General features: G+C 45.7%; 7 protein-coding genes. 2 read left to right on the top strand and 5 right to left on the bottom strand.

What is annotated here, in order from left to right; translation table 11 throughout:
- Positions 1-208 precede the first annotated feature (208 nt).
- On the top strand, positions 209-2,662 hold the full coding sequence (locus B5Y40_RS11040; protein WP_079686714.1) for a T9SS type A sorting domain-containing protein: 2,454 nt from the start codon (positions 209-211) through the stop codon (positions 2,660-2,662).
- A 565-nt stretch (positions 2,663-3,227) separates the two neighbouring features.
- Here the strand turns inward: B5Y40_RS11040 and B5Y40_RS11035 are convergent.
- Positions 3,228-4,082 (bottom strand): WD40/YVTN/BNR-like repeat-containing protein, encoded by an 855-nt coding sequence (locus tag B5Y40_RS11035; RefSeq protein WP_079686713.1) that lies wholly within the window; start codon positions 4,080-4,082, stop codon positions 3,228-3,230.
- Between the two features lie 537 nt (positions 4,083-4,619).
- Between B5Y40_RS11035 and B5Y40_RS11030 the strand changes: the two genes are divergently transcribed.
- Complete coding sequence (locus B5Y40_RS11030) at positions 4,620-5,189, top strand: GrpB family protein (RefSeq protein WP_079686712.1); 570 nt, start codon at positions 4,620-4,622, stop codon at positions 5,187-5,189.
- Positions 5,190-5,557: 368 nt separating this feature from the next.
- Here the strand turns inward: B5Y40_RS11030 and B5Y40_RS11025 are convergent, their stop codons facing one another.
- From B5Y40_RS11025 to B5Y40_RS11010, 4 genes are all read right to left on the bottom strand, one after another.
- On the bottom strand, positions 5,558-8,968 hold the full coding sequence (locus B5Y40_RS11025) for a two-component regulator propeller domain-containing protein (protein WP_079686711.1): 3,411 nt from the start codon (positions 8,966-8,968) through the stop codon (positions 5,558-5,560).
- Between the two features lie 363 nt (positions 8,969-9,331).
- Positions 9,332-9,715: a DUF1987 domain-containing protein gene (locus B5Y40_RS11020; RefSeq protein ID WP_079686710.1), complete on the bottom strand. Its 384-nt coding sequence runs from the start codon at positions 9,713-9,715 to the stop codon at positions 9,332-9,334.
- 2 nt (positions 9,716-9,717) lie between these two features.
- Positions 9,718-10,284 carry a SiaB family protein kinase gene (locus B5Y40_RS11015; RefSeq protein WP_079686709.1) on the bottom strand — a complete coding sequence of 189 codons (567 nt, stop codon included), beginning with the start codon at positions 10,282-10,284 and terminating at the stop codon, positions 9,718-9,720.
- Positions 10,285-10,339: 55 nt separating this feature from the next.
- Positions 10,340-13,747, bottom strand: a complete 3,408-nt coding sequence (locus tag B5Y40_RS11010) for a two-component regulator propeller domain-containing protein (protein ID WP_079686708.1) — start codon at positions 13,745-13,747, stop codon at positions 10,340-10,342.
- Positions 13,748-13,953 lie beyond the last annotated feature (206 nt).

The following is a 13,953-nucleotide window of genomic DNA, read 5'->3' as shown; positions in this document are numbered from 1 at the left end:
CTCGCCGAAATAAAGCATTCCTGAGAATGTTTTGAAGACTGCTATGTCTGTCTTTTTGGACTTTCTATATCATCGCACAATGTAATATTGACGGCCCGTTTCTGCGATGCGCTGAAATGTTAGAAAACCTTAATTCTAAAACAAGAAATATGCGTGAAGAGGCATTTGAAAACAATGTCCTTCCGAGCCTTAAAACTATTTTGACCTTATGAAGAAAAAATCACTAACAACATTATACCGCCTTGTATTTACTTGCTTACTATGCATCGTTTTTGAGTTTGACGGCTACGCCCAAATTGCTACCGACTACATCTGGAAGAATGCACCGATTGGTGGTGGCGGATTTGTAACCGGTATCATTACACACCGAGGCTCCGGCGATAGGTATTGCCGCACCGACGTGGGTGGAGCGTATCGTTGGGATGCCTCAAACAATAAATGGATTCAATTGCTCGACTGGATTAACGAGTCAGAAAATGGTTTTATTGGCGTGGACGCTTTGGCAATTGATCCGCAGAATGCTAATAATGTTTACATGCTTTGCGGAACGGACTATATTAACAATGGAAGAACCGCCATATTGAAATCCACCGATAAAGGAAATACATTCACCTATACGGATGTAACTTCTAAATTTAAGACGCATGGAAATGGGAACGGGCGAGGTAACGGAGAACGTCTTGCAGTTGATCCCCACAACAGTAACATATTATTCTGCGGGACGCGATCCAACGGATTATGGAAGAGCACGGATGCTGGTGTTACCTGGAACCTGCTCTGGAATGATGTAACCACAACTCCGAATGGGAACGGAATATGTTTTGTGCTTTTTGATCCTTCAAGCAGTGTTGTAGGGGCTGCGACACAAACCATTTACATTGGAGTTTCCCGCAAAGGCAGCGCCAACATTTATAAAAGTACCGACGGAGGCGCTACCTTTTCAGACATTTCACCAACAACCAGTTTTATGCCGCATCGGGTTGCTCTACAGGGAACTACCATGTATGTCACCTATGCGGATGGTGCAGGTCCGGCACTCGAGGGAGATGGAAAGTTATATAAGCTAAACACATCTACAGGGATCTGGACGAACGTGACACCCGTTCATTCGAAGGATTATGCATACGGAGGAGTAAGTATAGATCCTACGAATGTCGATAGAGTAATTGTTTCTACCTGTGGCATGTATTGGAACAACCAGTTTGGTACTGGCTGGGGTGACTTTGTTTTCCTCTCTACAAACGGAGGATCAACCTGGAGTCTTAAAAACGGCGCCAACGCTACCTATAATAGTAATGGCATCGGCTGGTCAGCCGGTGGGGCGATAAACTGGATGGACTGTATCGAGTTTGACCAGGATAATCTTTTGAAAGTGCGGGTAATCGGTGGCGGTGGCGTATATACCTGTTCCGATATCACGGCCACCAATCCTTCATGGAAATATGATGTAATCGGAATGGAAGAGACCGCATTCCTTGACGGGGTAAGCATTCCGGGAGGTCCGTTTATTTCTTGTTTCGGAGACGTATCGGGCTTTGTGCATGAACCGCTGAATTCTTATCCGTCCCAAAAGCTTTCTCCTATAGGAGGTTATAATAACCTCAGCATTGCCTATGCTGCCGGCAACCCAAACAAGGTAGTAAGAATTGCCAATGAAGGAAAGGTTGTCTACTATTCTAACGATAAGGGCACTACGTGGACTGCTGCGGCTACGAACAAGGGCATATCAGGAAGGGCGGCCATCAGCGCAGATGGAAGCACTATCGTGCATTGTCCTGCATCGTCCTCAACAACTTATTATACGACCAACAACGGAGGAAGCTGGACAAGTTGCTCTGGCGTATCGTTTTCAGACGCTGTTCCCGTGGCCGACCAGGTAAATTCAAATTACTTCTATATCTATAATCCAGGGAACGGGCAGATACTTTCAAGTTCCAATAAGGGAGTCAGCTTTTCAGTAGCAGGTACTCCTGGAACCAATACATTTTATCCCTGGGAACTAACCACCTTGATCCGGACGGCGCCCGGCTTGGAGGGACATGTTTGGGTGCCGCTTGGCGGCAATGGCTTAAAATATTCTACCAACTATGGATCGACGTTTACAGCGGTCGCTGGTGTAAGCTATTGTAAATCCATAGGAATTGGAAAGACCATGTCCGGAGCCAGTTATCCTACAATTTTCATTTGGGGAACGGTGTCAGGGGTGACAGGTCTTTTCAGATCCGTAGATCAGGGTGCCACATGGATCAGGCTGAATGATGATGACCATGAATTTGGGGGTGCTCCATTCCTTGTGGGAGATATGAATGTCGACGGGAGAGTATACATGTGTGCCGGCGGGGGAAGAGGTGTACTTTACTGGGATGATCTAACCCTAGTACAAGACCCCGATCCAGTAACAGGCATCCACGATGAGCATTCAAAAGCCCTTCGCATGCATCCGAATCCGGCAGATGCGTCCGTCACAATTTCTGACGACTCCGACTCCGTTAATTTGCGTAGCGTCACTGTCCGCGATGTGCGTGGCCGCACCGTCAGTAACTCGCGCAACCAAGGTATGAGTGCAAAGGTGTCCCTGGAAGGCCTGCCTGCAGGGATCTATCTAATTGAAGTGGTTGATCAACACGGTACAACAACCATCACGCGGGTAGTTAAAAAGTGAGAGTCGTATGGCGAAGTAGGTTGCTTAAGCCAATCACTCATCAATAGTTACAGATAAGAAAGTAGTTTATCATCGAACCGGTATAGACAGAGCAATACTATAACATCGGTATCATTCCTATTGGATGACCTGGTTCAAGTATATATATCATCTACAAACTTCAAAATGATAAAGGGGCTGTCTTAATTTCTTAAGACAGCCCCTTTATTTTTCCCTATAGCTGTGGAGGGAAATAAAAGGTAACGATGTCGATGGATGATATCTTCATTTCAGACAACTCCAGACGAAACTCGATCATGTTCTCCCCTAACGCCACAAGTGAAAAAATTACGGGTGAACCTTGCCAGGCAAATCGACCGGTTCGAACTTAGATTGAACTTTGTCGACAGACCATCGCGGCCGGTGTCGCGAAGAGGAAGAACAACAAGTCCTTTTAGGCGACTGCTGTTCTTCTCGATGTTAGAATATCTACTATTCTCTCGAGAGTCCGGGATTTTTCTTGACGTTGTACTTTGCTACGGGTCCGCGCTTGCGCAAGATCTAACGATTTTAGCGGTCGAATTCTTCAGCATCCGCCAGGTCTGGGTATTGCATAGATCACGTTTCCTGAAGCAGACAAATTGAAGACCTTATCATCTACAGAGGTAAGAATTAGTTTCCATGTCTTTCCCTTATCTGATGATTTGAAGACACCAGCGGGATGACCACAAAAGAAGTAATTACCAACCTGAATGATTGATGCAATAGAAGGACTTGGTGGAAGGCCGGCATCAATGGCCTGCCATGTTTTACCGCCATCGTAAGATGTCCGCACGCGTCGTGTCTTCGACATGGTGTTGTAGGTTATCGCAGCGAATCCACCTTTCACCCGTTCCAAAGCAATTCCAACACCACCCTCGGCGATCACCAAATTCCAGGTTTCGCCGCCATCGGTTGATCGTATTATTCCCTTCTGACTGGTTGCCAGGATTACGCCGTTTGACTCTATCAATCTCCCGTTGGGTTTTAATACGCCTGTTTCAGAACCGGTAAAAACTGAGTCGACAGAACTCTGAACGCTATCGCCAGGAGCATTGTTCTTTTCTTTTCCAGTGAGATTCTCTTTGTTCCAAAAAGGAGTGGTCGAATTTGGCTTACTGTGATATATCCCGTCTCCAGTGCGCAGATAGATCCCGTTATCAGTCGCAGAAAAATCCTCCCTCGCGAAATCATCTATCAAATTTTCGGGCAGTCCCTCACTAATATCTACCCATGTTTGTCCGCCATCGTTAGATCTGAAAATGATCTTTACTGGCTTAGGTCTAACACTGCCTGACACTTGCTGATCAACGGTGCTCAGACCTGACGCTGGAAATTCCGATACCTCATTGTCAAAGGACAATAGAAAGAGAAGTAAAAAAGGAAGGCTGTAGATTTTCATATCATTAAGTAGTTTGGTGAAACGCTGTACATGCTTCTATTATCGAAGACATGAACAAAACTAAAGCACTTTATACCGGGTTTAGTAAAGGACTTGTAAAAAGATGTTAACGAAATGTAAAGTTAGTAAACCAAAATTTCCAGTTTTATCTTGCATCATGGCGCCTGTATAGTAATAGCGTATCATATCTGCGTATTAGTATTCCGGCAAATATTTATACTATACAGGAATTATTTACCCGAAAATTCTTATGAATGAGCAGTGATACAACTTAATGAGCATTCATTCACCACGGAACATTTTTAATTATTTTTAGAGTTACACTGTACTTGTTTGTGATATATGTTCCTATATACAACTATAGTGTAGATCTTCGAGATGAAGAACTACTCTACTATTCGTTGTAAACGGCAAAAGGAATTGACTGTATTAAAAGACACTTATTGAGTGGCGAGATTCAATAGATTAATAATGAAATATAGGCAATAACGCTCTTAGATTGGAACATTGGCTTAGAAGCAATATAAAATAACAAATATGAATAAGACTTTATATGATTTAACAAAAGAGGACTGGAATTCACTTTTTCCTGTGAAACTGGTTGAACATAATCCAGAATGGAGAACTATATATACTAAAGAAAAAGAAAAAATTATTAAAAAGCTTGGAGCAGAGATAATTCTAAGAATAGAACATTTTGGAAGTACTTCCATTCAAAACATCAAAGCAAAGCCTTATATCGATATCCTTATACAAGTTTCTAGTGACCATCTTTTTAGTGAAGAAATAATAGCAAAGCTAAAGGAGATAGGCTACACGTATTTTAAAGTACCGGAGCGAGACAATATAAGTGCATACATGTCATTTGGCAAAGGCTATAATCTTAATGGAGTAAAAGAACAGATTTTTCATATCCATATGTGTCCCAAAGATAACGTGATGTGTAAACAAACTGATTTTCGTGATTATTTAAATTCGAACTTTGAAAGGGCTAAGCAGTATGAAGCGTTAAAGCTCGAACTTGAGTCGAAATACAAAAATGATAGAGGAGCCTATGTATTGGGAAAAACTGATTTTATAAATGAAACGATAAAAATGGTAAAATAATACTGTAACTGAGAAGGCATGACATCGACAACAAAGTCATCACCCATATATATATATTATTTTTTAAGTATAAAACATAGTTTAAGATAACGAAGTCGGACAAATCAAAACATAATATTTGCATTGCTTCAATCAAGCGAAGCACCATTGATCCACACGAATTCTAAAAGACATCTAGAGTACGTGGTCTATTATACGTTTTTATGCATCGTATATAGGCATGTATAAATGTTGCTAGAATCAAGATTAGTTTTTTATCACAGTTTTGGTAAGGTGTTTATGTTTATTAATTGAATAATTATATACCTCATTGAATAATTATATACCTCAGCCAGAGGAATCCATCTGGACTCCACGGGGAGATATACTTACACTTTTACGCCTACCAAGGTGATATCATCTCTTTGGTCGGCAGCTTGCTGGTGCTCATCAAGAACCTTGTCGAAGGCCACTTTTTGTTCTGATAAAGGGAGAAGTGCCACCTGGGCAATAACCTCTCTCAATCGGGGTGTCCCGAGCTTAATCCGCTCTGCGTTATTCTGATCTGTATATCCATCGGTGGTCAGATAAAATGTGGTGCCTTCTTCCACGATCAGTTCCTGGGTGGTAAAGGGACGTTCGGTAGTATATTGGCCTCCAATGGATCGCCGGTCGGCCGACAGGATATTTACTTCCTGATGTTGGTTAAGCACATAGAACAAGGGACGTTTCGCTCCGGCATATAATACTTGCACCTGGCCACCCTCTCCTTTTTGCATGCGCAAGAGGCACACATCCATTCCGGCCGTGTTTACACCTTCCGCTTTATCGATGGCGCTCTTGACACCCTTATCCAATTGTTCGAGTATCTCGGCCGGATCAAGGATGTGTTTGAAATTGATAATTTCGTTGAGCAGGGTATTGCCGATGATGGACATAAAAGCACCGGGTACGCCGTGGCCGGTACAGTCGACAACGGCTATAAAAACAAGATCACTTTCTTTTCCCTCCAGGTCTTCTTTGGACAAATGAGAGAACCAATAGAAGTCGCCTGATACAATATCCTTGGGGCGGTAAAGCACAAAATGTTCTGGTAAAGTCTGACTTATCTTTTTCTCGGAGGGTAGCAGGGCTTGCTGAATGGTGTTGGCATACAGGATACTGCTCATCACCTGCTCATTGGCTTTACGAAGGCTGTTATGGCTTTCCTGAAGTTCAAAATTGGTGGTTTGCAGCTGTTCGGTGGTGGCCAGCAACTCTTCCTGTTGCTGCAAGATCTCTTCCTGCTTTTCACACATGTCAGCATTGACGAGTTGCAGCTCTTCTTTTTGCTGCACGACTTCGGCTGTTCGTTCCTGTACCTGTTCTTCCAGTTTAGCCTTCTGAGCCTGGATGGCGTTAATCCGAATGCGATAGAAGGTAAAAGCACTGCCCATGACCATGGTAGCGGCGAGTACCTTGAACCACCAGGTTTGCCAGAAGGGTGGCGTAATGATGACTTTGATGGAGGCACCTTTCTCATTCCAGACCCCATCGTTGTTGGAGGCTTTCACCCGGAATGTATATTCGCCGGGATTCAGGTTGGTATAGGTAGCCTTGCGCTGCGTGCCTACCTGGTTCCAGTCCTGGTCAAAGCCTTCCAATTTATAGGCATACTGGTTCTTGCCGGGAAGGACAAAGTTAAGAGCGGCAAACTCAAAGGTAAATACCGATTGTTTATAGGAGAGCGTCAATTCTTTCGTTTGACTGATGCTTTGCTTGAGGGGAGAATCTTTATCGGCCAGGCCGACTGATTTATTAAAGATTTGAAAATCAGTAATCATTACAGGAGGAACATACGGATTCTCCCGCAGGCTGTCGGGATGAAACATACTCATGCCCGCGGTGCCGGCAAAAAACATGGTGCCATCCGGGGCTTTGTAGCAGGCATTACGGTTAAACTCCTCTACCTGCAGGTCATCATTAACATCGTAGTTTCGGAAGGTCTTGTGCCTCGGATCGAAACGACTGAGGCCTTTGTTGGTGCTCAGCCACAGGTTGCCTTTCGCATCTTCCAGCATTCCCTTAATCACATCGCTGGGCAAGCCCTCTTTGCGGGTGTAACGGATAAAGCGGTTGTTTTTCTCATCCAGGCGGTTGAACCCCTGTTCAGTGCCCACCCAAAGGGTATTCTGGTGGTCTACCAGCAGCGAAATGATGGTTTTATGGCTCAGGCTGTTGGGATTATTTTCCTCGTGCTGGTATCGGGTGAACTTCCCGCTATTGCGGTCAAAGCGGTTAAGTCCATCTTCGGTACCCACCCAGACGTTGCCCTGGTGATCTTCACAAATAGCGAAGACGGAATTATTGCTGAGGCTACCCGCATCGTTAGCATCAAACCGGTGGTAGGTGAATTGTCGGCTGCGGTGGTCGTATAGGATCAACCCGTCTCCCCAATCGCCTATCCAGAGGTTATGGTCGTGGTCTTGGAAGACGATCGGTTTGGAACTGCCAATCCTTTGGTTGTTGGTCGGATCTGGATGAGGGAAAAGGAAATTAAATTGACCGTTGCGTTTGTTAAAAAAGGCAAAGCTTGCCAAGTGGTAGGTAAGCGCCAGAGAGTCGCGGCCGTAGTCGGCCATTGATAAAATGATGCCGACGGCAGGCCCTTGTTGAGGAGGGGTTGGATAGTGCGTAAACAGTCCGGTGCGACGGTCCAGCATTACTAATCCGCCCTCTTCGACACTGATCCAGATACGGCCTTGTGGGTCGCCGGTGACCGCATACATATTGGGGGTGTTGAAGTCGAGGATCTTCCGGTAGTGCGCAAACTTGCCGGCATAAGGCGAATAAAGGTTGACGCCCCCCGCCCAGGTGCCTGCCCACATATTGCCCTGATCATCCCTATAGAGGGAGGGCACCGAATTATTGCTCAGACTGGTGGGGTCATCAATGTTCTGGCGTAAGGTGCCGAACCGGTTTTGGCGGTAGTCAAACAGGCTGATGCCTCCATCCTCGGTACCAATCCAGAGCCGGCCATCGGGGCCTTCCGCCAGGGAGATGACTTCGTTATAGCAGAGGCTGTTGGGGTTGTTTTCATCGTGGAGAAAGCGGGTAAAGGAATCGGTCTGGCGGTTATAGAGCAGCAGACCTCCGGTTGTGCCTACCCAGAGGCGGCCCTGACTGTCTTGAAAAACCGGTGACCCGATCGCTTGAAGCTCGGTGGTGGAATACGTACGAAAGCTCTGGTTACCAGGATTGAACCGATGAATGCCGTACCAGGTGATGATCCACAGTTCCCCTCGATCGTCTTCGGTTATGTGTTGCAAACTGGCTATTTCGAAAGGCGTTTTACAGGGACGGAAGTGGCCCTTTTCCCAACGGAAGAGACCATTTTCGGTACCTATCCAGCGGGTGCCCCGGTGATCCTGGAGGATATCACTTACATAGACAGGATGATCCCCCAGCGAATAGTGGATAAAGGTTTCCTGTTGCCGGTCAAAGCGATCGATGCCCTTAGAGGTCGCTACCCAGAGGTTGCCGGCTTTATCCTCCAGTATATCGTTAATTGAACTACTGTTGAGGCTGGCGGGATTTTTCGGGTCATTGCGGTAGACCGTCATCTGGTAGCCGTCATAGCGATTGAGTCCATCGCGAGTACCAAACCACATATACCCTTCCCGGTCCTTGAGGCTACACTTTACCGTGCTTTGGGAAAGTCCTTCCTTAAGTGAAATGCGCTTGAAGTGGACTTGTTCCTGCTGGGCCTGACAGGGCACACTTGTAGTAAAAAGAATCAGAAGTAGTAAAATGTTTCTCATATAGAGTTTTCCAGAATCGATTTTTTCGCACCTACTCTCATGGGGCTTTAATTATATCTATACTTCTAAATTTCTAATCAACGATAAATCAACTTGCAGTATACTCTAGCATATATAGCGAGATACTAAGATTATAGCATCAAGTATATACCTTCGTTACTTACAAGCTTTTCATATCCACATATACCCAGTAGCTTGAATTATATACATATGTATATAGTCCACTCTGAATTAGAGGCTCTTTTATATCAATTTTCCAAGCTAACCTTTAAGACCAATAACCTTCACGAAATTATTGTGTGCATCCCAGGCTATATTATTAACAGCAGTTTTACTGGTATGCCGTAAGGAAGAAAGGGCACATCAATAAGTCTGTGTGTGAATCGGTAAATTGGCATCAATAGAAAAATCTTCGACGTCCTGTTTCATATCTTGATCCCAATCACGAATCCTCCAATTTACGGTCACACTTCCTCCTTGTTGCTCATATTGCTTTAAAGTATTCAAGATGTCCAGGATGCTACGGGAGGAGGAGGTATTGAAGTAACTAAGACCAAAATTAAATGTTATCGGTTTATTGACATGAACCATATAGTCTTCCAGCCATTTCAACAAAGGCGCATAAAATTGGAAGGTATTTTCCAGGTAGGATTCCCCTTCTAACTCACAGATACCGGTTTCGACAGAAAAGTTTACGTTAGGAATAAAAAAGATGTTCTTCTCCCCTATAATTTTCAGGTCTTCCATTGCTATATATTATTGTTGTTTATCGTTTTTGAAACATTAATGGACAGGGCAAAAAAATCGTAATCCTCATCAAAGGGAGTAATGTCTACTTCCAGTGGTGAGCCCGCTTTTAATGCCATGTCGATCAGACCTATATTCGCACCGAGCTGGCCTTCGTGCATTGGCTGGTTACGGAGTTCTCTTTTCCATTGACGCAGGGCATCAACGTCCAGGCTATTGATCTTTTTACACTTCTCTGTAATAATTGTCGCCCAGCTTTTTTTAATCAGGTTTGCTGACGTAAGCGAATAATGGCTGGCCCAATCGCATATAAGAAACGAGCCCCGTCCATAGCTTTTTGACTTTTGATCATGGTGCTCTCTTTCTTCCGAATAGTAAGAGACATTTTGTGCCAGTTCCAGAAAGATGGAAAATACTTTCTTGTTCAAAAGAGGGTTCATCTCTATCTCATTGATGCGATTACCAATAGAGGCCAGCACCGTGTCGATAAAAGGACCTTTATAATAAACAAGGATGTGGTCCTTTTCCAGGTTTTCATCAAAGGCCAGAATGTTTAGTTTTTTATCCACAGTTTTTATTATGATGATTAATTGAAAAATCCATCTTGAACTCCCTGAGGAGAGCCTACACTTTCACGCCTATCAGGGTAATGTCATCTCTTTGTTCAGCGGCTTGCTGGTGCTCATCAAGAACTTTGTCGAAGGCTACCTTTTGCTCTGGTAAAGGAAGGAATACAACCTGGCTGATAACCTCTTTCAATCGGGATGTCCCGAGTTTAATCCGCTCTGTGTTATTCTGATCTGTATATCCATCGGTGGTGAGATAAAATGTCGTCCCTTTTTCCACGATCAGTTCCTGAGTGGTAAAGGGACGTACGGTAGTGTACTGACCTCCAATGGAGCGCCGGTCTGCATGCAGGATATTCACTCCCTGCTGCCGGTTCGGTACATAGAATAAGGGGCGTTTCGCTCCGGCATATAATACACGCGTCTGGCCGCCTTCTCCTTTTTGCATGCGCAGGAGACAAACATCCATGCCGGCGGTGTTTACACCTTCAGCTTTATCGACAGCACTTCTTACGCCCCTGTCCAATTGTTCGAGTATCTCGGCCGGATCAAGGATGTGTTTGAAATTGATAATTTCGTTGAGCAGGGTATTGCCGATGATGGACATAAAAGCACCGGGTACGCCGTGGCCGGTACAGTCGACAACGGCTATAAAAACAAGATCACTTTCCGCTCCCTCCAGGTCTTCTTTGGACAAATGAGAGAACCAATAGAAGTCGCCTGATACAATATCCTTGGGCCGGTAAAGCACAAAATGTTCTGGCAAAGTCTGACTTATCTTTTTCTCGGAGGGTAGCAGGGCTTGCTGAATGGTGTTGGCATACAGGATACTGCTCATCACCTGCTCATTGGCTTTGCGCAGACTACTGTGCTGGATTTCAATTTCTATCTGGCTTCCCTTGAGTTCGTCGTTAATGGTTTGCAGTTGTTCGGCCGTAGCCTGTAACTCTTCCTGTTGCTGCAAGATCTCTTCCTGCTTTTCGCGCATGTCGGCATTCACGAGTTGCAGCTCTTCTTTTTGCTGCATGACTTCAGCTGTTCGTTCCAGCACTTGTTCTTCCAGCTTCGCCTTCTGGGCCTGGACGGCGTTGATTCGTATCCGATAGAAGGTAAAAGCACTCCCTAGGATAGCGATGGCTACCCCGAGTCGAAACCACCAGGTTTGCCAGAAGGGTGGCGTAATGATGACTTTGATAGAGGTCCCTTTCTCATTCCACAGGCCATCGTTGTTGGAGGCCTTCACCCGGAATGTATATTCTCCGGGATTCAGGTTGGTATAGGTTGCCTTTCGTTGCGTGCCTACCTGATTCCAATCCTGGTCAAAGCCTTCCAATTTATAGGCATACTGGTTCTTGCCAGGAAGGGTAAAGTTGAGGGCAGCAAACTCAAACGTAAATACCGATTGTTTGTAGGAGAGTGTAAGTTCATTGGTTTGACTGATGCTTTGCTGGAGGATCGAGTCCTTATCAGCCAAGCCGACTGACTTATTAAAGATCTGAAATTCGGTTAGTACAACCGGTGGAATGTAAGGGTTCTCGCGTAGGCTGTCGGGATGAAACAAGTTGATGCCATTGGTGCCGGCAAAAAACAGGGTGCCATCTGGGGCTTTGTAGCAGGCATTGCGGTTGAACTCCTCTACTTGCAAGCCATCATTGACATCGTAGTTGCGGAAGGTTTTCTGCTGGGGATTAAAGCGGCTGAGGCCTTTGTTGGTACCCAGCCACAGGTTGCCTTTCGCATCCTCCAGCATCCCCTTGATCACATCGCTGGGCAATCCGTCTTTGCGGGTATACCGGGTAAAGCGGTTGGTTTTCGCATCTAGGCGGTTGAGCCCCTGTTCAGTGCCCACCCAAAGGGTGCCCTGGTGGTCTACCAGTAGGGCATAGACGGCATTGTGGCTCAGGCTGTGGGGGTTCTTCTCCTCGTGCTGGTATTGGACAAACTTCCCGCTGCGGCGGTCAAAGCGGTTGAGCCCACCTTCGGTACCCACCCAGACGTTGCCCTGCTGGTCTTCACAGAGGCCAAACACGACATTATTACTCAGACCACTATCCTGATTGTTAGGATCTGATCGGTAGGTGGTGAATTGTCTTTTGCGGTGGTCGTAGAAGTTCAAGCCATTTCCCCAATCGCCCATCCAGACGTTGTGCTCGTGGTCGTGGAGAATAATCGGCTTGGTGGAGCCCGATATCCCGGGATGAGCGGAACCAGGGAAAAAGTGAGTAAACCGCCCCGTGTGTTTGTTAAAGAAGGCAAAATTAGCGTCGCTGTAGCCAATGGCCAGGGAATCGGAGCCGTAATCGGCAATGGAGAAGATGACGGTAGTGGTAAACTCTCGTTGATGCGGGTTGGGATAGTGGGTAAACTTTCCGGTACGGCGATCCAGCATCGCCAGCCCGCCATCTTCAACGCTGATCCAGATTCGGCCCTGTTGGTCACCGGTGACGGCATACATATTGGGGTTGTTGAAGTGGAGGATTTTCTGGTAGTGGACAAATTTGCCGGCGTAGGGGGAAAACATGTTGACGCCCCCGGCCCAGGTACCCGCCCACATATTACCTTGATCATCCTTATACAGCGAGTGAACCGAATTATTGCTCAGACTGGTAGGGTCATCAATGTTCTGACTGATGGTGCTGAAGCGATTATTTTTGTAGTCAAACAGGCTGATGCCCCCGTTCTGGGTACCAATCCAGAGCCGGCCATCGGGTCCTTCGGCCAGGGAGAGAACCCGGTTCAGACACAAACTATTGGGGTTGTTTTCATCGTGGACAAAGCGGATAAAGGAATCGGTCTGGCGGTTGTAGAGCAACAGCCCTTCTCGGTACGTGCCTACCCAGAGGCGACCCTGACTGTCGTGATAAACCATGGATGGGTTGGCCGGGTAACTGCTAACCTGTTGGGTGCGGAGGTTGAGGCGTTGGATTTTATCCCAAGAAAGTAACCACAGGTCTCCCTGATCGTCTTCGGTCATTCTGAATACATTGGATACCTCCCGAAAGAGTTGGAAGTGATCCTTCTCCCAGCGGAAGAGGTGGTTACCGGTGGTAATCAAGAGGTTGCCCTGGTGGTCCTGAAGGATATCCCCTACATTGACGGGATTTTCACCCAGCGGATAGTGGATAAAGGATTCCTTTTGTCGGTCAAAGCGGTCGATGCCCTTGGCGGTTGCCACCCACAGGTTGCCCGCTTTATCCTCCAGAATATCGTGGATCATGTTACTGCTGACGCTGGCGGGCTTTTTAGGGTCGTTGCGGAAGACGGTCATCTGATAGCCATCATAGCGGTTGAGGCCATCCAAAGTGCTAAACCACATATAACCTTCCTTGTCCCTTAAGCTACACCTAACGGTGCTTTGAGAAAGGCCTTCCTTGAGTGAAATGCGTTTAAAGTGGATTTGTTCCTGCTGAGCCTGACAGAACAGACTCATAATGGAAAAAATTAGAGGTAGTGAAATGTTTCTCATATAGAGTTTTTCAAAACCGATTTCTCCGTTACTACTGTCATGGGTCTTACACTATTTTATATGTTCTGAATTCCTTCTACAAATGTCTTTTTTAATAGTTGATAATGATTTTGTCATGCCTTGACAAAATGGTGTACTTTTATGAGAATACGTTTTTTCATGGATTTCAAACGATGTAGATAGAACTAGGACAGTATCCATGCGAA

The organism is Ohtaekwangia koreensis (assembly GCF_900167975.1).
Classification (GTDB): Bacteria; Bacteroidota; Bacteroidia; order Cytophagales; family Cyclobacteriaceae; genus Ohtaekwangia; species Ohtaekwangia koreensis.
The sequence above is the reverse complement of the archived record's forward strand: the minus strand, read 5'-3'. Positions and strand labels throughout refer to the sequence as shown.